Below are 24,029 nucleotides of genomic sequence, written 5' to 3' on the forward strand. Positions count from 1 at the left end.
ATGTATCATCTCAACGACCTACAGCTAGCTATTCGTATCGCTGACCTAAAAAGCGTTTCAGCCGCAGGACGCGAACAAGGCATGACTCCCGCTGCTGCCAGCGCAGCATTGCAAAGGCTAGAAAAGAAAATAGATTGCTTGTTATTTGCGAGATCAACGCGGCAAATGACTCTAACTGAAGAGGGGCAACTATTTATAGATTCAGGTCGCCAAGCATTAACTCTGCTAAACAATGCCAGCAATGCACTTGCGGATAATCGCGGCGAACTACAAGGAGAACTAAGAATAGCGCTGCCGTCAGATCTTGGGCGTAATATCATACGCCCTTGGCTAGATGAATTTTCACTGCGTGCACCGGAGTTAAACATCAGCCTCTATTTCGGCGACCAGATCACAGATTTGATTAGCCAAAACGTCCATTTGGCTGTGAGATATGGTCAACTAGAAGACTCAGGCCTTATGCGCAGGCAATTAGCGATGATGCCAAGAGTCGCCGTTGCTGCGCCTAGCTATATTCAGCAGTATGGACAACCACAGCAGCCCAAAGAGCTGGTTAACCATAAGACTTTAATCTTAAATAGAGGCGGCCAACCTTGGAGTAAATGGCCGTTTTCGAGCCAAGATACAGATTATCATGTCGAGCTTATTGGATGTAAAAGCAGTAATGATGGCGCTGTCATAAAAGATTGGGCGCTAGCAGGGAAAGGAATTGCTTTTAAAAGTTGGTTTGATGTGGCTAAAGAGATACATCAAGGCAAACTCAAACGACTCTTTACTGAGCAAGCCTCAACTAAAATACCTTTACAAATATTGTACTTACAAACAGATTACCCAAGCCATAAAGTCAGGGCTGTGATCGATTTTCTTAAGGAAAAATGTCAGCAATTTACCCAGCAATATCCACCAATCTAGTAACTTGTACAAATGCGCTAGGCTGTTACCAACCGATAGAGCAAGGTTGTTTAGCGCAAGCCGTTATCCAGCTAGACGTTGCTTTCGCTTAAGCATGTCTTGATCAGCTCTATCTAGTAAATTGGTTATGTCGATATTGCTATCAACAATCGTGGCACCGATTGAAACAGAAAAATCCGGTAAAGATAACGCCTCACGCTGAACCGAAAAAGCAGCGCTAAGCTCCTGTTTTACCAACAGCAATGCTTGCTCATCTTCAATTGCGATCAAAGCGACGAACTCATCACCACCTAAACGCCCAATGACATCGGCCTCGCGAGTATGGTCTGTTAATACTTTAGCAACCGTCTTTAACACTGCATCACCAATGCCATGTCCATATTGATCATTTATATGTTTAAACTGATCAACATCCAAATAAAGCATCCCTAATAAGCTTGATGTGCGAGTCGCAAACTCAATTCTTTGCTGCGCTAATACATCAAAACCCCGACGGTTATAGACCTCACATAAAGGATCAGTTATTGCCAATTGCTGCAATTGAACATAACTACCAAGCAAAGCTAAATCAGATTCTAGCAAGTCCTTTAACTGAGTAATTAATTCAAGATAAGTGGCTTCATAATTCGTAGCCTGGTAATCCATCACGCAAAACGTGCCGAAAGGGGTACCACATGGCCAAAAAACAGGAACCCCAAGATACGAGCGAAAACCATCATTATGCACTTCAGGGTTAGTATCCCAGCAAGGATCTAAAGGGGCATTTCCAACATAAAGGGGCTTACCTGTATCGACTATTTTGCGGCAAAAAATATTAACTTCAGGCTCAATGATTACCCCCGCCGGATAAGGATTCGAGACTTGCTGACTTGCAAGGGTCACCTGGAACCCTGCCGTAGTGTACTGCACAAGAAAACCTGCTGGCGCATTAAAAATCTTAGCCAATAGGTTTACTGTTTTCTGCCACTTATCAACCGAAATAAGATCATTAGGGTTATCGAGCAAAAAAGAGTCGGTAGCAAATACAGTTTTATTTTCCATAGTCAAACGGCCATCCCAATATTGGTGCCAATGTACACAGTATAACTTTAGTTCATTAGGTTTCAGCAGCCAAACACTGTTTAAGCCTATACTCTCCTTAAAAAGCTACACTATATTTTCTGCGACATTAGATTCATCTTAACTTACTAGACACTCGGTTCTCGATGATCAGCAGTAGGCTTTTTCAATAATTTACGTTGTAAAGTACGTCTGTGCATTCCTAGCTGCCTTGCGGTAGCAGACACATTGCCGTTATTAGCGGTAAGAACTTGTTGTATATGCTCCCATTCTAACCGCTTAGGCGATAACGGTTCCTCTGTTAATGTTTCTATCTCATAGTCAAACTGCGTCACTGACAACGCACTGAGCAAGGTCTGGGTATCAACAGGTTTAGCCAAGTAATTATCAGCTCCAAGACGAATAGCTTCTACTGCAGTGGCAATGCTCGCATACCCAGTTAACAGCACCATTGTGACATCGGGCAATAACTGCCTTAGCGGCGAGATTAATTTCAAACCATTCTCTTGCTCTAATTTCATATCAAGCAGCACATGCGTCGGCCTAAACTGCCTAGCGATTAATAAACCTTGAGTCGCATCATGGCACTGCTGGCATTCAAAGCCTTGCTTGGTCATCCGCCGAGTCAAAACGCTCGCTAAAGCGATATCATCTTCGATGATTAATAACTTCTTTGCTGTGGTAGTCGTCATTATGCAGCTCCAACTTGGGAGGCTGATATAGACTCACAGACCGGGAAACAGACTTTAGCAATCGTCCCACCTTCGTTAGCACTGCTCAGTAATAACTGGCCACCTAAACGTTCGAAGCTGGCATTACTTAACAGGAGTGCCATCCCCATGCCACGCTCACTTTCAATCAATTTATGACCTAACTGCAACTGCATCTCTTTTGGGATCCCTGCGCCAAAATCTTTTACCGAAATACACAAGCGGTGACTGCCAGCATCAACCTTTACCGACACCAATACTCGCGACTCGCCACTGTGAGCCAAACTGGCACTGCCGGCATTTTCAATTAAGGCTAATAAGGCAGGCAATAAACTTGCATCGGTTTGGATCATTCGTTCATTTTCAGACTCATCAATCTCATGGGCTAAACTCAACTCTAAATTGATTTCAGGCATGAGCAGCAACACTTGCTGCTTAATCGTCGCCGCGAGTTGTTCGGCACTCATTAAGGCTTTTCTTTGTTGGCGAATAGATTCCGTTGCCATGCGCAAAGAGTTAAGCGTTTGCTCACAGCGCACCAATGCAGTATCCATCTCTTGCAGCACTTGCGGCTCACTTACCGCATCCTCAACGGCTTCATCGACCAATAAACGCAAGCTAGCTAATGGTGTTGCGAGTTGATGTGCCATTTGCGCCGATGCAGTTCCTAGCGCAATTAACCGCTCTTGGCGTAATTGTGCCTCTCGCATATAACCCAGCTCGACTTCTTGCTTGCGCATACGCTGCGCGATATAGGCCACACTGGTAGTCAATACTAATGACGAGATTAAGAAGTTAAACCACATGCCTAGATAGTGAGAACTCATGTCCATGCCATGGTGTTTCATCTGGCTTTCAGGAACGGAGAAAATCATCAGGCTATAAGCTAATGTCGATATCAATGCTAAGACCCAAGGCGCCCATGTTGGCAAAACAACCGCGGCGATTGCCGTTGGCAACAACAACAGCGAGATAAAAGCGTTCGTTGCCCCGCCGGTGAAATATAGCCAAGAGATCCAAAATAGGGTGTCGAGCAAGAGTACGATAAATAAACCTGAGCCTAACCGTGCGATAGCGCTACGATGCCAAAAGGTAAAACCTAAATACAAGGCTTCTAAGCTCATGCCCCAATACAACACAGGGCTCGTTAATGACAAACCAAAGGTGTCTGCCGCAAAAAATGTCAGACCAATTTTTAATAACAGCCCAGCAAATCTTAATAGGGCCAACTGATCGACCGCACCAAGATTGCGGATGAGTAAATTTTTAACGCGCAGGTTTAGCATGAGAAGGTTTTCTTAATCTATTGTTATTGATTTTAAACATTAATATTTAGCATTAACCTTGGCGTTCATCGATTTACTTTAGCCATTGTTGAACAACGACCGACTGCTGTAATGCTTTGGTTATGCCGCTTGCAAAAGGTAGCGTGCTTTTAATCCCTAAACTCATAAGTCGCTCACAGCTTAAGGTGCAGTCTTTAGGGCGTTTAGCGCTATCTGTGGGGGAAGTCACAGGCTGTAGGTGCTCAGTCGATACATTCAGCACTTTAGCCATCTGCAATAACATCTGGTATTTAGTCATGGTTTGCGCTGCACTAAAGTGGTAATACCCTGTAATCGGCTCGTCAGCCAGTTGCAGATTGAGTAATTTCTCTATCGCTAATGCAATGTCTTCAGTCGAAGTCGGGCTTCTTACTGCCCAGTCATCCACAGGTAAAGTCGCTGGTTTGACGACGTTCGACTTGAAGCCATCCTGCAGACTTCGCAGCAATACCGTTACAGCAGACTCATCTAGGGTTTGCACCTCACCGTAAAGAATAGGTAAGCGGAGTACTGCAAATTGCGCAGCGACTTCGCCAATGATCTTTTCACCCAGTAACTTAGATTCACCGTAAAAATTAACCGGATTAGTGGCTGCTTTCTCAGTGTATTTAGGCTGCGTGCCGTCAAACACATAGTCGGTAGAGATATACAGTAACCAAGCGCCATTATCGCGCGCGGCTTGGGCTAAAGTACGAGTGGCATCCGCGTTAAGCGCCAATGCAGCTTGTGGATCTTGCTCTGAAATATCAGGTCTGCGTTCGGCAGCGCAATGCACAATCACTTCAGGTTGATGCAGAGCAATAAAATCTGTTACTTGCTGATTCTGGGTTAAATCAAGTTGAAACTCCCCCTCGCCAACACGACTATAACCACACGCAATAACTTGGTGTACATTAACTTGTTGCAATTGCTTTACCAGCGCACGCCCTAATAAGCCTGTCGCGCCAGTAACCATGATTTTCGCCATAACAGCTGCTCCCTTGTGCAAAACTTTGCCATCTAGCTTAAGGGCTTTTCATCTTCTAAGCACTGGTTTACTCTTGATAAAGATAACTTTTTGCTAAAGAACTGATTTATGCCAGCAGCTAAACCTATTCCACGCATCATTGCAGGGCCCGCTTTACGTCATTGCGATGAGCAACACTTTACCCTGTGGTTTGTTTGTCGCGAGCGCTTATCTTGTTTACGTTTGGCGATATTAGGTGCTGATTTTGACCGAGAGTTAAATGCTAGCGAAATCCATTGTATCCCCCTTGGCCTGCATGCATATCAGTATTTAATTCGCGTCTCAGAAGCGGCGCTGTTAACTAAAGATATCCCACTCACTTATGAGCTGTTCGAGTCCAATTCTGAGCGTTCGCTGTTCGCCGATGTAGATGAACTCAGTTATCCACAACGGTCTTCAGGCGAATTTATCGTCAAACCGCACATCGACAAGTTATTACATGGCTCATGCCGTAACGCCCACCATCACAGTAGCGATGCCTTAGTGGCTGCCGATACACAGCTAGCAAGCTGTACCGATATAAACCAACGTCCAGCATTACTAATGATGAGTGGCGACCAAGTTTATGTCGATGATATTGCGGGGCCTATGCTGTATGCCATTGGCGAAGTGATTAAGTTACTTGGTCTACAGCAAGAGCAGTTTGTGGATGCGCCAATTACAGATTCAACTCAGATAAATTATCAACCTGAGGCCATGTATAAGCGCCACCTCCATCTGCTGCCAAAGACCCAATATAAAGCTAAGACAGCGATTACGCGTTGGTATATCAACCATCCTATTTTTACCTCGTCATTGGCTGAGAATCATTTAATTAGCCTCAATGAATTAATGGCGCTATATCTGCTTTATTGGTCACCAGAGCTATGGGAGTTAATCGACATACCTAAAGAGGTCCCCGGGCTTAGCGCGGCGCATAACCAAAGGTGGCAACGCGAATGGACCCATCTGTTAGCATTTAAAGCAGGGCTCAAGCAAGTACGCCGCTTAATGGCGCATGTACCGACTTATATGATTTTTGATGATCATGACGTCACCGATGATTGGAATCTCACCGCAAGGTGGGAGTTAGCAGCGTATCAGCATGCGTTTTCAAAACGCATCATAGGTAATGCTTTAATTGCCTATACGGTATTTCAAGGTTTGGGCAACGCCCCTGCTCGCTTTGATAGCGAAATTACCCCAGATTTGGATGCATTCTTTGCAACCCCAAACCCAGCAGCGCAAGATGCCTTGATAGAAAAATTATTGGCGTTTGAACATTGGCATTACAGCTTGCAAACCACGCCAAAACTGCTGGTGCTAGATACTCGTACCCGTCGCTGGCGTAGCGAGTCTAACTTAGGTAAGCCGTCTGGATTAATGGACTGGGAAGCGCTGATGGAGTTTCAGGCAGAGCTCGTTAACCAACCCAATGTGATTATTGTGTCTGCAGCGCCAATGTATGGCGTCAAACTGATTGAAACCGTACAACGAATGGCAACCTTATGCGGCGGCTCGTTATTAGTGGACGCCGAGAACTGGATGGCACACCCTGGCACGGCAAATACGCTACTGAGTATTTTCCAGCATAGAAAAACACCTGAGCAATTTATTATTTTGTCCGGCGATGTGCACTATTCATTTAGCTACGATGTCAGTATTCGTTTTCGTCATGGCGGGCCGCAGATCTATCAAATTACTTGTAGTGGCTTTAAAAACCAGTTCCCAGAAAAGCTATTACCAGTTTTTGATAAGCTAAACGGTTGGCTTTACGGCCATTTTTCACCGCTTAACTTCTTCACCAAGCGTAAACGCATGTCGATCAGAGGTCGCCGCCCTAATGGCGAACGCAGTAAACGCCTAGTCAATAAAAGCGGAATTGGCATTGTAGAAATTGCCCCAAGCGGCGCGCCGACTAAAGTTGCGGTACTGCATGGTGATATGACTGAAACTGAGTTTTTACCGCCAAGACATTAGATCATAAACCTAGGCCTAGGAAAAGCAGGTTTGAGCTCCTAGGACCTAGCAAGAATAAAGCTATCAAAGAGTCAGTAATAATATTTATAGGTTTTTTACTTCATCTTGTAGGTTAAAGCCATCACAGCTCACATTGATTTGCTTACGACTTATGGGGTCGATAAAGCATAGACGTCTTGCCATTAGTTTTAACGGCTTATCAAAATCATCATCAGCTTTATCGAGTAACTCTGGGTACAGCCTGTCGTTAACAATCGACATCCCCAGACTCATCATATGTACTCGCAATTGATGAGTTCTGCCTGTTACAGGCTCTAGTTCAAATAACCCATATCCATCGAATACTTCAATCAAACGAATTTCTGAATGGCTGTTTGCCTCGCCCTCAGCGACACACATTCTAAAACTAGGAATGGTTTTGGCTATGCGGTTTTTCACTGTCCATTGCAACGGCAATTCAGTTTGCTCTAGCAGTTGCTTTACTTCGGCCGATAAAGACGCAATGGCTTGATAAGTCTTACTAATATTTCCAGACTTAAAAAGCTCATGATACTCATGACGTGTTTGCGCATTAACACTAAGCAACATAACACCGGCTGTAGCTCGGTCTAGACGGTGAGCAGCAACTATTTGCTGATTATTGGTTTTTAGACGTAAACGATTCACTAAGCACTCATTGACGAAGTTGCCACTAGGATTGACCGCTAGAAAGTGTGGCTTAAACACCAACATAAATTCATCAGTTTGTTGCAGTAATTGCTCTTTAAAAGGAATGAGGCTTTCTTGGGCGACTTCTCGGTAATAGTAAACACGTTCGCGAGGAATAAATTGCGACTCTAGAGTAACCAAGCTACCGTCACGCCAATGTACTTTGCCATCAACAATACGCTGTTGCCAAACAGCAGCTGTAATGGCTGGAAATTGGCTCACTAAAAAGCTCAACACTGTCGGTTTATCAGTGACGGTTTCAGATAGTACAACGTAAGAAGCCTGGGCGGCGCGTACAGAAGAGCTCATAGGACTCGATTATCAGATAAGGTCAAAACAAAAGTGGCGCTACTGTAGCAAACACCTGTCTATTGTCAAAATAGGCTTATCATAAATTGCCAGGATCGAGAAAACGGCCTAATTAGGTAGTCTCAAGAGTATTGATTATCTCTAGCGTGCGATTTAATCAGTTCAAGCACAAAGTTCATGGTTTTATGGCAGTTAGGCTGGTTCATCAAGCGCAGCTTATCTTGGTTATAAAGCGGTAACACTTCAAGCCAACGCTGACTAACCCACGATGCATCTTCAAGATGAACATCATTTTCATATAGGCCGAATAGGTCTGGGTTAACCTCATAAAACTGCTCTAACGCAGCGCTAATTAACTCAAACTCACCATAGATAGGTTCTTGCTGCCAATTATGACTGCGAAGTACTCGGCTGATCCACACTCCATCACGGCGCTGCGCCGCTGAAAGCACCCTTACTCGCTGCTTACCTTCGAGTACTATACCTAATGACTCATCATCAAGTTGATTAAAGTCGATGATTTCACATTGAGTTGCCATCTCATAGCAAGGTAGCTCACTGTTAGCCTTGCTCATACCAAATACCAACGAGTAATGCCCTTTAAGGATCTCTGCAATCATGCTTAAGTAACGCGGATCGATCACCCGGATCTCTACCCGACCTTCAGGTAACAACAAGGTGTCGTGTGTTAATAACGCCATTTCTTGTGTTTGCATAATCACCTCCCCCCTTAACTAGGTAGGCTGTATCATTTTGGCTATGCTCAAGTAGTAACTTAAGTAAAGCTAAAGTGTAGCAGCTGAACCAATTTCAGCCAGCAAGCCAAACACCTGAGCAGTTCAATTATTAGACAGGGTTTAAGGGGGATTTATTACAATAGTAAGCAGTTAAATTATAAATGTTCCAACCTATCAAGCAGACTCCCCTTTGCAATAACATTGGCAAAATCATCAGCTAACACTTGGCTCATCACTGCTGATTGGCGCCAATATTTAATTCGGCTATCACTATCTAATTGGGTAAAATCTTCTCTATCTGGCAATTTGTTATAAGGCAAACTCTGCAGGTAAGCATCGGTCGGCGCTAAGATAAGTGCATTGTCATAATTGTGCTTAGCAAAGCGCCACGACAAAGATTTATCAAACCAGCCCGGTGACATTCTAGGGTAAAAATGTGGGTACAAGGTCAGCCCTTTACTGTGAGCAAGTGGCAAATCAAAGTGGTAATCGGTAATACCGCCATCATAATAATGCCCTTTCGGTGCGCCGTTAATCTCAGTAACAGGCGCCAGTACTAAAGGGATTGAACCGGTAGCTAATAACACTTGATGAATGTTTGCTTGCGTTAAAGAGTAATACTGACTCGGCAGATCGGTAAGCTTTGCAAAAGGCGATAGTTGCTGCTCAACACCAAATACACAGCGCGTAAAATGCAAAGATAAACTCTTGCGATTAACAAGGTTGGTCATCGCAGCCGCAGTGAGCCCCACACCGAGACCAGCGCGGGTGCCCATGCGATTAAAGTGGCGCCCCTTACATGCAATGTAATGGCTATTTATGTGTTGGTGCCCAATCACCTCTTCGGCTCCAGTGCTACCTAATAGCCCAGTGATAATACCGCTGACCTGAGCAGAGATTTGCACACTCGTTGGCTTAGTATCATAGCGTTGACCTATATACAGCTCTTCTAATCGGTCATAAGCCGCATTTGGATTACTTTGCGCTAAACAAGCTAAGCGCCATGCACCTGACGAAGCACCTAACGTATGTAGAGGTTGGTTCAAGTCTTTAAAAAACTCAGTAAACAAATACCGATCTAACGCCGCAATGCCTATCCACTTAGGACCACCAGATGCTGCGAGTAGCTGAGTAAATAGCTCAGGTTTAAAGGCATTTTCGCTCAGGGTTTTATAGGCTTTAGCGCCTGCAATAAATCGTAATGAAGACACATATATCCTTATTTTTTATTATTGTGACTTTAAATCGACCTTGGTATTAGGTTATTCTTTAAGCTAAATGGACACAACTTAAGAAAGTATTATGGATAATACTGTTATTTCGACTCCTACCGTAATAAACACCTTTCCCAAACTGGGCTACTGGGCGATTTTTTTTACCATTGGCTTAATATGCTCGCGGTCAGCCTATTTAGATAGCTTTTGGGATTACGCTTCGTTAGCTACCCCCTGTATAGTAAGCGTCATCATTGTGCGCTTATGTTGGCAACAACGAGTCATTTTTACTGATTCAGAAGTCAGTTTTATCAAAATGCAGCAAAACTCAGATTTCAGCTTACCAACAACGTTAATTCTAAACTATCAAGATATTGATTCAGTGCGTCTACTTGGCGATCACCTCTTTATCCATTCTGCTAAAGGTAAGATTAACTTTCCTTTACGGTTCAAATCAACATTCGCCAAAAAATTAAAACACGCTTTTGAAGCAAAAGGTATCGCATTTGAAGTCAACTCTAGTATCCTCTAAAGCAAGTTAGCGCTACACTTCGCCCTCTAAATGGCACTTTTTAGGTGCTCTTATTAAATGAATTTTAGGTCAAGTTCGGCCAAGGGTGAGTAAAAATCATGATTGTTGATACTTTAGCTAACCGCGACATCTACGCAGCCATTAATCCACGCATTGCTAGAGCACTAGAGCACCTTGCTACCACTGATTTTAGCCAATTAGAAACCGGTAAATATGAGCTAGAAGGCAAAGATCTATTTGTGATTGTTAACGACTACCAAACACAGCCTAAAGAACAACAACCCTTTGAAGTCCACCAGCAATACATTGATGTGCAATATGTTGTAAGTGGTGAAGAAGAATTTGGTTACCTGCCACTGGCTAACCAAACACCGTCTAAAGCCTATTATGCAGAGCATGATTACGCTAACTATGACTATGAATCCAACAAAGATGATGCGACATTTATTCCTCTAAAAGCCGGCATGTTTGCCTTGTTTTTCCCGGATGATATTCATATGCCTGGTACGGGCGATAATGCCAGCCAAGTGCGTAAAGTCGTGATAAAAGTCAAAGTCTAACGATTAAGTCTAAGTATTAAGACTAACTATCTGTTCTGCATCTGAACTTATGCATTAAGTCTTACTCTTATACCCGTTGATATTGATTACATAAAAGGAAACCAAGATGCGCTTTATTTTATTGCTAACAAGCTTGCTTAGCCCTTTGGCATTTGCAGCGATAACACCGGATGCGTTACAGCAAGTTAAAGATGTTCAGTTTAATAGCGATAGAGTCATCACTGCTGGCTTACCTACGCAATCTCAATTCAAAGCACTTCAAGAGTCTGGTGTAGAGCTAGTGGTTAACTTAATCCCGCAAGATAATCCTACGGGTTATGCCAATGAAGCAGAGCTGGTTAAACAAGCGGGCATGGACTATGCCCAAATTGATGTAGATTGGCAGCAGCCTACTGTTGCAAATGTTCAGCAGTTTTTTACCATCATGGACGCTAACCAAGACAAACAAATTTTAGTGCACTGCGCTGCCAATTATCGAGCGTCAGCCTTTTATTATTTGTATCAGTTAGCGCGTGGACAGAGTGATTCTAAGGCTTACCAGCAACAAGTCATGGCGCCATGGGGAGAGCTTTCAAAAAGTCTACAAGAATACCCTCAATGGCAGGTTCTTATTGAGCAAGTAAAGGCTGATATTGCCCAATAGAACTTGGTTTAACAAGCTAACAACCTCTTCTCAAAAAGCGCCTAGATAGGCGCTTTTTTATTTTGGTTGGTATTCACCTTCCCCTCATTTTCCTTCATGGCAACCACTGAACTTAGCTCTAGTGAACCTATTGTTCAAAACTAAAAATAGAACTCCCTTCGTGCATAAAATGTGATCTTGATCATTATTACCAAACTGCTAATATAGCCAACTAGAATTAGTTATACCCAAAAAGAATATAAAGTTTTCATTGTAAATAAAATAACAATAAAGAGCCTTACGCCATGCCAAACCACAATGAACTAACCCAAGTTTATCTCGATGCCAATGCAACAACTCCTGTGCTACCTCAAGCTGCAGATGCAGCCTTATCCGCAATGCAAACACTGTTTGGCAATCCAAGTAGTAGCCATATTACCGGTTTACAAGCTAAACACTTAATGGAGCAGACTCGTGCTAGAGCTAAAACCTTATTGGGCACAGGAGAAGGAAAGTTAATCTTTACCAGTGGCGCAACAGAAGGGATCCAAACCTCAATTTTATCAGCTCTTATTGCAGCGAAAGAACTTATCCACCAAGGAAAAACCTATAGCGTACTCTACGGTTCGACAGAACATAAAGCGGTACCAGAATCACTAAAACATTGGCTTAAAGTGCTAAATATTCCAGCACAAGTTCTGGCGATCCCTGTAAATGAGTTTGGTATTTTGGATGATGAATTTATTCGTCAGCACGTACCTGATGCATTGATGATTTGTACTATGGCAGTTAATAATGAAACAGGTGTTTATCAAAATCTAAACCACTTAGAAAAAACAATACGCGATGCAAACCCACATATTTTTTGGATGGTCGATTGTGTACAAGCTTTAGGTAAAACCTCATTAGATCTGCAACACACGAGTATCGACTATGCGCCATTTAGCGGCCATAAACTGTATGCTCCAAAAGGCATTGGCTTTGTGTATATTCGTGATAACGCACCTTTTACACCTTTTATTGCCGGTGGAGGTCAGGAAGCGGGTTTACGCTCAGGCACAGAAAACCTGCCTGGAATGGCTGCACTTAATGTTATTTTCGAGATGCTATTACGCACAGAAGATTCAGCTTTTAGCGACACTCAAACGCTGCACAGCTTTCGACAGCAAATTGCCGATACACTGACAGATTGCTTCCCGCGCATTATTTTCAATAACAGCTTCGAGCACAGTGTACCAACCACCATTAACTTTGCGGTTCCAAGCTTTAGCAGCAAAGAGATTATGGACCTATTTGATGCCGCCAACATTCGTGTGAGCTCAGGTTCAGCTTGCAGCTCCAAAGTTACAGGTAGCTTTGTTCTCGACGCGATGGGATTACCCACGTGGCAAAGTGAATCAGCAATTCGTATGTCATTTGGTCCTGCAATGACTCAAGCCGATGTTGATACAGCTTGCGCACGCATAAAAACAGCTTCTCTGGCGCTAACACATAGCTGCATGGTGCTCGAAAATTCTAAAATAGGTGCAGATATTAACGACAAAGCCCAATTAGAGGGCCTATTGCAACTGCGTTCAGGGGCAAGCTGTACTTGGGTCTATGCCGATACAAGCACTAAGCAAGCTTTGATTATCGACCCATTGCCAGAGTTACAACACAGGCTTGATACCCTGCTGCAGTGCCAACAGCTTACCCCCATTGCCATTATAGATACCCATGGTCATGCGGATCATGTTTCGGGTCGAGAAGTACTCGCTAACCGCTACTTAGCAGACCAAGATAGCGATATGTTAGGTTGGCCGTATAATAGCAAGACTGTTAGCTATGCTGGCACAAAATGTGAGGCTATCAACGTCGGTGATTTACAACTGCTTAAAGTGCCGACTCCTGGGCATACAAGCGACAGTATCAGCTTAGTTTTATGCTCAGCACAACAAGCTAAATATGCCTTTTGTGGTGACACCATTTTAATGGGCAGCTTGGGTAGAACAAACTTTGAATCTAGCTCAAGTGCAGCACTATTGAGCAGCCTTAAACTGCTCAATAATACCCTTGCGGAAGATACACTTATTTGTGCAAGCCATGATTATAATAACGAATTTACAACGACCTTATCGGCTGAGAGTAAACGTAACTCTTTATTAAACTCAGCATTGCTTGATCTGATCTCTGAGGCTGACTTTATTAAGCGTAAAGCCGAACTAGATAGCCATTTGAACGACCAAGTGGGTAGTGAGATTATGTGTGGCGCTTATGTCGGAAGTTGCAATAAATCAGCAATTCGTGAGTACGATGCGTCAAGCCTCGCCGACGCAATCGCAAGTAATACAGGCGTCAAAGTCATTGATATTAGAGAACCTCACGAATATGCACTAACGCACTCACAAGACTCTAGCCAAAATGTGCCATTAACCCGCTTAGTGCAATTTATTCAAGAACATCAACATCAAAAAGACCAGCCTTGGGTATTAGTTTGTCGCAGTGGTAGCCGCTCCATGGTTGCAGCTCAAGCGATGCATAGGCTAGGTTTTGCTAAAATATCTCACCTAAAAGGTGGCTACGCCTTGAGTTACTAAATATTAAGGCAAGCCATTCAATTAGAAACTCGAAGGCTTGTTTTAGAAAAATAAAAGCCACCAGATATGTATTGTCTGCTGGCTTTTTGTTTTAACAACAACGCAAAATACCGAATAGCTATCTTAAGGTGCAGCCATCACTACAGAACATTGCTTGGGCTTCACTTTTTTAGCTTTAGGTTTGGGCTTAGGTTGAGGTTTTTTAGGAACTTTTGGCTTTGAAGGCTGAGTCTGAGTAAATTGCTGCTTCCACCAGCCCAATTCATGGCAACCATTGCCACTCGGAATAGCCGCCTGATCTCGACATGACTTATCGCCATTTGGGCAGTTCAATCGCACATGCATATGGTAGGTATGTCCCCACCATGGCCGAACTTTATTCAGCCAAGCATCGTCCTTTAACTTTAAATCACACAAGTACTGCTTAATTACCGGGCTGACAAATATACGTGCCACACGCTCATCTTCTGCAGCTAACTTAACCATATTGGTTTGCGCGTCAGACCATAACTGAGTATCGAGGGAAAATTGCTTTTTATTGACTAGTTTTAAAGGCGTAGGTTGCTCACGCTCTACATTAGTTAGCTGTTTATCGGTTTGTTTAAACCACACATCAACATCTAAACCAATTTGATGACTGCTATGACCATGACTAAAGTTACCGCCTCTAGGCATAGACATATCGGCTATTAAAATATCGTCTAAACCTTGTTGTTTTAACTCAACCGCATATTGAGTAATAAATTCGATTAGCTCTGGGTGACCATAATAGCGTGACCGTTGAGTACGGATCACTTGATATCCCTCACCAATGACGGGTAAGGCTTCAGCCCCTTTTAAGCAGCCATTCGCGTAACTACCTATCGCACTAGGCCGAGAATGATAAGGTGTTTTAATGGACTCCCATGGGTTAGCTATCGCTCCCCCCATAAAAGCACAAAGACATATTAATATTGTAGTTAGAGTCAGCAAGCAGCGAGTATGATTTAACATTTATTGACCTCAACCACCACCAAGTTCGTTCTGACTTGCATCAGCTTTACTCTCTTAAGTTTAAATTGTCTTAATCAATTGGATTTGAGCTTAAGCTACCAACTTAAGATTAGACACAATAGATTAGTCTTATTAAGTTTAGCTGGCTTGTTCATCAGCAGAGCCAATATTTAACCCTTGAACAAACCTCTGATTTTGATGGATGTTCACTTCTAATAAGTTAATTAACTGCTGCAAACGTTCTAATTCAGGTTTCTCAGCCTTTACTGAATCAGTGTTGAGTAAACGGCTCGCAACTTCTTTTGCCAATACCTGCATTCGAGTCGAGAAAAGTACACTCGCTTTATCCTCTACTCGCTTAGCTAAATGGCAGATCTTTGCGACATCATCTTGATCATAAGCAGTTATTAGCTGGGTAATTGTTAACTCAGCAAATTCATTAAACTCACTAATACTGCGCGTAAACTCTGCCAAGTCATTGTTAAACAACTCTCGCAATTGCTGATAATTAATATCAGCCTCAGTGGTGTTAAGCTCTTTAGTTTGATGCCGCGCTAAACACACAACTTTATGCTGATTTTCAGCAGGTTGAGCTTGGCAAATTAAATGACAGTATTGACTCAATGCATCTCTAAAACTCTGCTCTTGCAAAGGCTTGGTAAGTACATGGTTAGCCCCTGCTTTTATCATATTGTCATGTGCTTCTTTAAACACATCCGCTGTACAAGCAAAAATTGGCACAGACAAACCTAAAGTCTTCCTAATGTATTCCGTTGCCTCTATTCCGTCCATTTCAGGCATATGGTTATCCATTATGACTAAGTCATAATGCTCATGCTGTAACGCACGAACAGCCTCGAGACCATTAAAGGCGATTTCGACACTATGACCTAAGCGCTGACAAAATGTCTTGGCAACTAACGCATTCACCTTATTATCTTCAGCTATCAAGATATGGATATTCTCGGGCAGCGCCTCGGTTTGTGGCCCCCCGACTTCAGCTTCCTTAGGCTCTGCTTCGCCTCGCTCTAATGCAAGAAAAACCTCAAACTGAGTACCTGTGCCAGCTTGACTTGAAATAGTGATGTTGCCATCCATCAGCTCCACGAGCTGCTTAACAATAGATAGCCCTAGTCCAGTCCCGCCATATTGTCGAGTCGTTGATGATTCGGCTTGAACAAATGGCTCAAAAATCGAGTCAACCCGCTCTTTTCTTATACCTATGCCAGAGTCCTCAACCGTCATAGCAATGCCAGACTGCCCAGACAAACCTATTGATTGCTTAAACTTAAGCGTCACTTGTCCCGATTCGGTAAACTTTACAGCGTTACTCAGTAAGTTATAAATAATCTGTCTGACTCTGGCTTTATCTCCCTTAAAAGCCTGCTGTTCTTCAATCAAGTTCTCTACGATGAAACCAATATTTTTCTCATTACAAATAGGCTGATAGGTATTAATTATCGGCTCGATCACCGTTTTAAATTCAAATAACTCATGCTCTAAAGATAACTTTCCCTCTTCGACTTTTGAGAAATCTAAAATATCATTCAGTAAAGAGGTGAGATGGTTACCAGACTCCAATAGTATTTGAATTTGTTGCCTATGCTCAGGGTTTTCCAAGTTGGGTTCGATGATCTGCGCCATGCCTAAAATACCATTGAGCGGCGTTCTTAATTCATGGCTCATGGTTGCCAAAAATGTCGACTTGGCTTTATTGGAAACATCGGCCTTAACCACGGCTTGCGCCAGTTCAGTTTCCATTTTCTTACGCGCAGTGGAGTCCCTTTCTACTGCGATAAAATTAGTCAGCTCGCCATTAACATCAATGATCGGGTTGATGGCAATATCAATCCAATATTCACTGCCATCTTTATGGTAATTAATCAGTTCAGCTGTTACTGGTTGCTGTGCAGTCACCCCTTTACGTATTTTATCGACCTCATCACAGCAGGTGTTTTCTCCTTGCAGTAGTTGTCCGGGTTTTTTGCCTTTTATCTCGTCAGCTTGATACCCCGATAAAGTAACAAACCCCTTATTAACCCAAGTTACATGCCCGCTATCGTCGGTAATAATAATCGCATCCTGAGCATGCTCGGCAACTAAGGATAATTGAGCTTTCTCGGCTTCAACCTCATAAAGGCTTGCGAGTATTTTGGCTTCTTTACGATATTGCTCTGCTTGCTGCACCCGATAGTTAACACTGTAAATACCAATTAAAACTAGAATATTGAGTAACAGATAAACCTTACTATCATCAACCTGACTCAGCCAAAACATGGCTTGCTGCGCCATTCCTTCGCTCACACTGCTATGAAATACTTGCTGACTTTTAAATCGAATTTGTTCATCTAGCTCAGTCCCAAGCCTGCTATGTATAGCTAAACTTTGGTATTGATTTGTGTTAAAAAGAGAGTTTGTTGTCGCTACCTGTAAGGGGTGACCTGCTACTAGTGCAAATATATGCATTCGACTTTCAGCATCAATAAAGTTTGTCAGTAACTCTTGCTGTAATAACTCTTCAGTGTGCAGGGAGTATTGCTGTGAAATTTTTAATCGCAGCAGTGTTTCTAAATTGGCAACTAACTCAACGACTATGGTTGAAATCTCATCTGCATGATTTCGCATTTCACTATCGACAATTAACGATGCTAGCGATAATGCAGACCTATCGTTCTGCAAACTTGCCTGCAAGGCTTGTACTTGGCGCTCGACCTCCACTAATGATTGCGAAATATCGTCATAACTGTAGCTATCACTGATTTTTATTTTAAAAACTTCATCCCTAATCGATAACACCTGATGACTTAAGTCGGTAAAAGCATATTGATACTTTTGTACCAAACTAATTTTGACCAATAGCATCAACAACACCATCAATGCCGTAATACAAACCACAACTAAAGCGTAACTTTTTGCCTTATAACTTATCGTTTTATAGATTAGCGTTTTCACTGTTCAAGCTCCTCCAGTACAGCAGGTGTAGGAGCTGAAAGTGAATCAAGAAAAGCGACCAATTCAACAAGTGTTGCTGGCTCAAGCTCTTTACCCAATTGTGTCCTTGCCATCACCACTACAGCTTCTTCTAGACTGGCCGCTCGTCCATCATGAAAATACGGTGGTGTAGTCGCTACATTTCTTAAACTAGGTACCCTAAAAACATGTTTATCGCTACGATTACCTGTAATCGTAAATCGGCCAAGATCACTACCTTGCTCTGTTAACGCTTGTACATTGCCAAATTTTTGAAATAGATTGCCACCGAGGTTTTGACCTTGATGGCAATAGATACAACCTAATGAACGAAACTTATGCCAACCATTTACTGCTGCAGTTGATATGGCCTGTTCGTCTCCCATTAAATATCGGTCAAAGGGGGCTCCTGGTGTATTTAGCTGTAACATAAAGCTGACTAGAGCATGCTTAATCGTCTCTTCGGTAATAGCCTCATCATAAAGCTCATCAAAAGCTTGCTTATAATAAGGGTCTGTCGTTAGCTGCTGAATGACCTCATGCCAGCTACTGTCCATTTCTAGCGGATTATGAATAGGGCCATCAATTTGTTCCTGCAAACTATTCGCTCTACCGTCCCAAAAGAAACGCGTGTTAAAAGCAACATTAAATACAGTAGGAGAATTACGTTCGCCTGTACCATTGACCCCTGTAGACACAGCAATTAGCTCAGCACCGTTATCATTCAAGTGATGGCATGACTCACAACTCACCTTACCGTTTGAAGAAAGCCGAGGATCGAGAAATAGCTGCATTCCCAGCTTAATTAAAGGTTTATCTTGGCTTGAAAAACTTGTAATTGGGATTGGGGAAACAGAAAGAGATTGGACTTTAGGGGATCTGGTGCTGACGACAAGGTTTTGCTCATCGATTTTCAATGCAGCTACTGGTGCATCTATTACGCTGAAATAAAGGTATAAGCTAAAGCAAGTAACGAAAAGAGCCGCTAGTAACCAGCGTAATTTAAATAACATATTGACCTCCCTGTATCGATCGCAGCATTAAACAACAATCCTTTGTCGTTTCTTTAGTGTAGTTAGAGTCGCACAAATAGCTAGCTCACGAACCCAGTGTGCTGTGTTTCCGCCCAAGCACTGACAAAAAAGCGGAGCAAGCCTGCTCCGCGTACTAAATATACTCGCCACATCAGTGTGATTAATCAAACAGGTTAGGCATAACCGCAAGTACCACTAATGGTCACTCACTTTAATCAATAACACACTGCACTTTGGCAAGAAAACCGTAGCAAAAAAACCAGAGGTAACGCCGAGGGCAGACTAATGCATCGACGCCTTACTCAAGTCCTTTCCATTGTCCCTAATGGAAATATAATCGTTAAAAATCAATATTTGGCGCCCTAAGAGCACTGAGCCCCTGTTAAGACTTACCGCCTTGGTAAATCCAGCGGTAAAGTGTCGGTAACACTAATAGCGTCAGTGCGGTTGAACTAAATAAACCGCCAATGATCACCACAGCAAGAGGCTGCTGGATCTCACTACCTACGCCCGAAGACAGTAGAATCGGGATCAAACCTAGTGCCGAGGTTAACGCCGTCATCAGTACTGGACGTAAACGCCCTACCGTGCCCTCATAAACTGCGTCATAAAGCGAAGCATCTGTTTCTTCAGTCACGCTGGCGCGTCTTTGATTTATCGAATCCACCAGCACCACACCATTGAGCACTGCCACGCCAAATAGGGTGATAAAGCCAATCGAACTTGGTACCGACAAATAAGTGCCGCTGGCGTACAAAGCCACAACACCACCAATTAATGCCAATGGTACGTTAGCCATAATCAGACCCACCTGCTTTACCGAGCCGAATGAAAAGAACAGTAACAAGGCAATCAACACGATAGAGATAGGTACCACCAACATTAGCTTTTGCTGTGCACGTTGCTGGTTCTCGTATTGGCCACCGACAACGACTGTGTATCCCGGTGGTAATTCAGCCTTTGGCACAATGGCGTAAATATCATTTACCACTGAACCCATGTCGCGGTCAGCAACGTTAGCTTGCACCACCACACGGCGCTGCACATCATCGCGACGAATGTTAGGCGGCGCCATTTCAATCGCCACATCAGCCACTTCACCAAGACGTACCGTTGCTCCGCTGACACCTGTCAGTAGCAAGTTTTCCAACGCATCAGGTGAACTGCGGTATTGCTTAGCTAGACGTACATAAATATCGTAACGCGCATTACCATCAATCACTTGGCCTGCGCTGCCGCCACCAATACCTTGACTAACCAAGGCCATCACTTCATCAACGCTAATACCATAGCGCGCCAGTTGATCACGCTTAGGGCGCACCACTAACTGCGCTTCGCCGCTCACCTGCTCAAGCGATACATCCACAGCCCCCGGAATTTGCGCCACGAGATCTGTTAATACTTGGCCACGCTCAGACAGTACATCTAGGTCTGGACCAAAGATCTTAATCGCTAGCTGGGCTTTTACACCGGATAATAGTTCGTCAACGCGAGTGGCAATTGGCTGAGAGAAGGTGAACAACAAGCCCGGATAGACATTGAGTTTCTCTTCCATTTTACGCTGTAGCTCAAAACGATTGCTCGCGCTAACCCACTCTTCAACTGGCTTAAGACCGATGTAGATCTCGATGTTATTCACCGGCTCTGGGTCACCACCTAACTCTGCAGCGCCAATACGGCTGAGTGCGTAGTTAACTTCTGGGAACTCAAGTATTAACGCCTCAAGCTTTGGCGCGACATCAAGAGATGTCCCTAAACTTGCCGTTGGAGCTAGCGTGACGCGTAAGTTAATCGTGCCCTCTTCAAGCTCAGGCACAAACTCAGTACCCAGTCTTGGGAGCAACAACATACTCAAGACGAACATCACCACAGAGGCACTCAATAGTACCTTTGGATGTGCCATCGTCGTGCTCAGCAATTTACGATATAGCGCTTCAATCGGTTTAAGCACTGGGCTTTTACGTAATACAACGCCGCGCTTAAACAGATAAACCGCCAACGCAGGTACAGCAATTAACGCCACTAATAGTGCCGATAGCATCGCTAAGATAATACTCACAGCCATTGGCTGGAATAATTTACCTTCTACGCCTTCAAGGGCAAACAAGGGCGCAAACACCACGATAATAATCGCGGTCGCAAAGAAGATTGGGCTACACACTTCTTTGGCGGCCAGCATCACTTGATTGATCATGCTGCTTGAACCAACGTCTGACTCTTTGTTTTTACTCGACTGCGTGAGGTGTTTAAAGATATTTTCTACCATCACCACAGAGCCATCAACTAGCATACCAATCGCTACAGCTAAGCCACCAAGCGACATCAAGTTAGCCGACATTCCGAAGTAAGACATGACTAGCAATGCTAGACCGATTGAAACTGGAATAGATAGCAGCACTAACAAGGTCGCGCGAATGTTGACGAGGAACAGCGCTAAAATCACCACAATAAACACGAACGCCATTAATAACGCGTCACGTACCGTGCTTACCGCTTGGTTAACTAAGTCTGATTGATCGTAGAACACTTCAAACGAGACACCGTCTGGTAGTGCTTGCTCAATCATGGCCGTACGCGCACTAATGTCGTCGATAGTTTCCTTGGTATTAGCGCCCATACGTTTAAGTACAACACCGGCAACCACTTCACCAAGATCTTGCGCATTGCCCGCTTCATCACGGCGAGTCATGGTCACTGCGCCCACGCGGATCTCACTGCCGTAATCGACTTTAGCAATATCGCCAATACGCACCGGTGTACCCGCGACTTCAGTTAGCGGAATTTGTGCAATCGCTTTAAGACCCGCATCACCAGAAGGCAACATGCCATAGCCACGCACGACTAATTGCTCTTGCCCTTGGTCCATAAACCAGCCGCCAGCATTGCGGTTATTACTCTCTAATGCGCTAGTCACTTGCGCCATAGATAAGCCGTAACTCATCAGTTTATTAGGCTCAATTTGCACTTGGTATTGACGAACTTCGCCACCAAATGACAAGACTTCGGTGACACCGCCAACAGGCATCATCAGTAACTTAACCATGTAGTCGTTAATACTACGTAGCTCTGACGCATCTACACCCGATTCAGGAGTCGCACGTAAGATGTATTGATAGATTTGCCCAAGACCAGAAGTGTTAGGACCAATTTCAGGTACCCCAACACCATCAGGGATCACTTCACGAGCCGCTTGTAACTGCTCAAACACCTGCTGACGCGCGAAATAAATGTCCGTGCCTTCGGCAAATACGACCGTCACAATCGACAAACCAGTACGTGAAAGTGAACGTACTTCAGTTACCGCAGGTAAAGCGTACATGGCCGATTCGACCGGATAACTAATCAGCTTTTCTACTTCTTCAGCCGCCAAGCCCTCAGCCGCTGTGTTAACGGTAACTTGTACGTTGGTCACATCAGGAAAAGCATCTAAATTCAATTTTGGTAACATGGCGATACTGGCAACAACTAAGGCCAGCAGCGCAAGCACCACCATCAGACGATTGCGTATGGCAACGTCTATCAGTTTTTGTAACATAGCTGTCGCCTCTTAGTGGTTGTGGATATCGAAGCCAGATTTGGCTTGCTCTGATGCCAGGAAGAACGCTCCAGAGATCACCACCTGCGCATCTTTAGCTAAACCGCGCACTAAGTTCATACCGCGCTGACGCTCAACCACTTCAATCTCAACCCCTTCAAAGCCTTCTGCGCCTTGAATAAATACCTGCCAATGACCATCGCTGCTGCGAGTTAATGCCGAATCCGGCAAAATAACTCCGCCTTCTGACGCATCAGGTAGGTATAACTCCGCAAATTGACCGGCATGCAATACATGACCTGCGTTTTCAAATGCCACTAAGATCTGCTCAGTACGGGTGACACTATCAAGCTCATGAGAACGGCCAATAATGGTACCCTCTAGGCTCTTATCGCCGACCTTAACCACAGTCTTGCTGCCGATGCTGACTTTTTCAGCCTGTACAGGCGTTAACTCAGCTTCAACCCATAAGTGAGACTCATCAGTTAACTGCATCAAGGCTGTGCCTGCAGGCACAATTTGCCCTAACATAGCGATGTCTTTTTGCACACGACCACTGATTGGCGCGATTAGCTGATAGCTACCTATGGTTTCAGGTGCATCAGCAAGCGCGGTAATTTGAGCAGACGTCATCTTCATCGCTTCTAGCGTGGCACGCTTAAGTTCTGCATCCACTTGCGCTTGTAAGCGGCGGCTCGCACTGACAGCGCTAGCGCTCATGCGTTTAACTCTGCTCCATTCAGCAGCGGCATTAATATAGTCAGCTTGTGCCTGTGCAACGGCAACACCGCCCAATGTCAGTAACACATCGCCCTTATTCACTTCTTGCCCCGGTACTACACTGCGCTTAAGTACGCGTACATCAACCTGTGGTGCAATAGTCACGGTTCTGTCGCGATCAACGACTAGAGTTGCTGTTGCAACGGCTTCTAAACTAAAGCTTTGCTCACTAAGTTGCGCCACTTCAATCTTTGCCAACGCTAATTGCTCAGCCGTTAACTCAATACCGTGAACGTCTTCTACTGCTTCCTCAGCGCTATGACCATGGCCATCATCTTTAACTAACACCGCTTCTTCAGCGCTGTGATCATGCCCATCACCTGCGGTTGCCAAAGTCGGGATCAGCAATGCCGTTGTCAAGGTCATTAATAAACCAAAGCTCATTGCGCGGGTAATGGCGTTAAGTCCGAATGCGCTAGATTTTGCAGTGCTATTAGTCAGCATCATTGTTGGTACCACTTTTTTATTGTTCGTTTTCATAATCAAAG

18 protein-coding genes are annotated in these 24,029 nt (G+C 44.0%); 6 read left to right on the top strand and 12 right to left on the bottom strand.

Annotated features, from left to right (window positions below; translation table 11 throughout):
* Positions 1-912, top strand: coding sequence for a LysR family transcriptional regulator (locus AB4298_RS10890; protein WP_371986722.1), 912 nt, complete (start codon positions 1-3; stop codon positions 910-912).
* Positions 913-975: 63 nt separating this feature from the next.
* Here the strand turns inward: AB4298_RS10890 and AB4298_RS10895 are convergent, their stop codons facing one another.
* The 4 genes from AB4298_RS10895 to AB4298_RS10910 all read right to left on the bottom strand — a co-directional run bounded on the left by AB4298_RS10895 (position 976) and on the right by AB4298_RS10910 (position 4,973).
* Positions 976-1,953: a sensor domain-containing diguanylate cyclase gene (locus AB4298_RS10895; protein WP_248998102.1), complete on the bottom strand. Its 978-nt coding sequence runs from the start codon at positions 1,951-1,953 to the stop codon at positions 976-978.
* A gap of 146 nt (positions 1,954-2,099) precedes the next feature.
* Positions 2,100-2,663 carry a response regulator transcription factor gene (locus AB4298_RS10900; protein WP_371986724.1) on the bottom strand — a complete coding sequence of 188 codons (564 nt, stop codon included), beginning with the start codon at positions 2,661-2,663 and terminating at the stop codon, positions 2,100-2,102.
* Entirely contained in the window at positions 2,663-3,967 is a 1,305-nt protein-coding gene (locus AB4298_RS10905; RefSeq protein WP_371986725.1) for a sensor histidine kinase, read from the bottom strand. The genes AB4298_RS10900 and AB4298_RS10905 overlap by 1 nt, the downstream gene beginning before the upstream one ends.
* 73 nt (positions 3,968-4,040) lie before the next feature.
* A complete protein-coding gene (locus tag AB4298_RS10910) occupies positions 4,041-4,973 on the bottom strand; it encodes a dTDP-4-dehydrorhamnose reductase family protein (protein ID WP_371986726.1) in 933 nt (310 codons plus the stop codon).
* Positions 4,974-5,081: 108 nt separating this feature from the next.
* On the opposite strand from AB4298_RS10910, the gene AB4298_RS10915 reads away from it, so the two are divergent.
* Positions 5,082-6,971 (top strand): alkaline phosphatase D family protein, encoded by a 1,890-nt coding sequence (locus AB4298_RS10915; protein ID WP_371986727.1) that lies wholly within the window; start codon positions 5,082-5,084, stop codon positions 6,969-6,971.
* An 84-nt stretch (positions 6,972-7,055) separates the two neighbouring features.
* On the opposite strand, the gene AB4298_RS10920 is transcribed toward AB4298_RS10915, so the two are convergent.
* The 3 genes from AB4298_RS10920 to AB4298_RS10930 form a co-directional block, all read right to left on the bottom strand.
* A complete protein-coding gene (locus AB4298_RS10920) occupies positions 7,056-7,988 on the bottom strand; it encodes a pseudouridine synthase (protein ID WP_371986729.1) in 933 nt (310 codons plus the stop codon).
* Positions 7,989-8,110: 122 nt separating this feature from the next.
* The gene (locus AB4298_RS10925; RefSeq protein ID WP_248998096.1) at positions 8,111-8,704 is read right to left on the bottom strand and encodes an LON peptidase substrate-binding domain-containing protein; all 594 of its coding nucleotides are present in this window, start codon (positions 8,702-8,704) and stop codon (positions 8,111-8,113) included.
* Between the two features lie 176 nt (positions 8,705-8,880).
* Complete coding sequence (locus AB4298_RS10930) at positions 8,881-9,936, bottom strand: patatin-like phospholipase family protein (protein ID WP_371986730.1); 1,056 nt, start codon at positions 9,934-9,936, stop codon at positions 8,881-8,883.
* A gap of 91 nt (positions 9,937-10,027) precedes the next feature.
* Between AB4298_RS10930 and AB4298_RS10935 the strand changes: the two genes are divergently transcribed.
* The 4 genes from AB4298_RS10935 (at position 10,028) to AB4298_RS10950 (ending at position 14,229) form a co-directional block, all read left to right on the top strand.
* Positions 10,028-10,471, top strand: coding sequence for a hypothetical protein (locus AB4298_RS10935; RefSeq protein WP_371986732.1), 444 nt, complete (start codon positions 10,028-10,030; stop codon positions 10,469-10,471).
* Between the two features lie 98 nt (positions 10,472-10,569).
* A complete protein-coding gene (locus AB4298_RS10940; protein ID WP_371986734.1) occupies positions 10,570-11,031 on the top strand; it encodes a NanQ anomerase/TabA/YiaL family protein in 462 nt (153 codons plus the stop codon).
* A gap of 106 nt (positions 11,032-11,137) precedes the next feature.
* On the top strand, positions 11,138-11,674 hold the full coding sequence (locus AB4298_RS10945; protein WP_371986735.1) for a protein tyrosine phosphatase family protein: 537 nt from the start codon (positions 11,138-11,140) through the stop codon (positions 11,672-11,674).
* Between the two features lie 284 nt (positions 11,675-11,958).
* Positions 11,959-14,229: an aminotransferase class V-fold PLP-dependent enzyme gene (locus AB4298_RS10950; protein WP_371986736.1), complete on the top strand. Its 2,271-nt coding sequence runs from the start codon at positions 11,959-11,961 to the stop codon at positions 14,227-14,229.
* 123 nt (positions 14,230-14,352) lie between these two features.
* Here the strand turns inward: AB4298_RS10950 and mepA are convergent, their stop codons facing one another.
* From mepA to AB4298_RS10975, 5 genes are all read right to left on the bottom strand, one after another.
* Positions 14,353-15,159 carry a penicillin-insensitive murein endopeptidase gene (gene mepA, locus AB4298_RS10955; RefSeq protein WP_248998091.1) on the bottom strand — a complete coding sequence of 269 codons (807 nt, stop codon included), beginning with the start codon at positions 15,157-15,159 and terminating at the stop codon, positions 14,353-14,355.
* A gap of 201 nt (positions 15,160-15,360) precedes the next feature.
* Complete coding sequence (locus AB4298_RS10960; protein ID WP_371986737.1) at positions 15,361-18,174, bottom strand: hybrid sensor histidine kinase/response regulator; 2,814 nt, start codon at positions 18,172-18,174, stop codon at positions 15,361-15,363.
* Positions 18,171-19,205, bottom strand: a complete 1,035-nt coding sequence (locus AB4298_RS10965) for a cytochrome-c peroxidase (RefSeq protein WP_371986738.1) — start codon at positions 19,203-19,205, stop codon at positions 18,171-18,173. Before AB4298_RS10965 ends, AB4298_RS10960 begins: the two co-directional genes overlap by 4 nt.
* A 403-nt stretch (positions 19,206-19,608) precedes the next feature.
* Complete coding sequence (locus AB4298_RS10970; protein WP_371986739.1) at positions 19,609-22,761, bottom strand: efflux RND transporter permease subunit; 3,153 nt, start codon at positions 22,759-22,761, stop codon at positions 19,609-19,611.
* Positions 22,762-22,773: 12 nt separating this feature from the next.
* Positions 22,774-24,021, bottom strand: coding sequence for an efflux RND transporter periplasmic adaptor subunit (locus tag AB4298_RS10975; RefSeq protein ID WP_371986740.1), 1,248 nt, complete (start codon positions 24,019-24,021; stop codon positions 22,774-22,776).
* Positions 24,022-24,029: the final 8 nt, after the last annotated feature.

Source organism: Shewanella sp. 10N.261.52.F9 (assembly GCF_041471165.1).
In the GTDB taxonomy this organism is placed as follows: Bacteria; Pseudomonadota; Gammaproteobacteria; order Enterobacterales; family Shewanellaceae; genus Shewanella; species Shewanella marinintestina.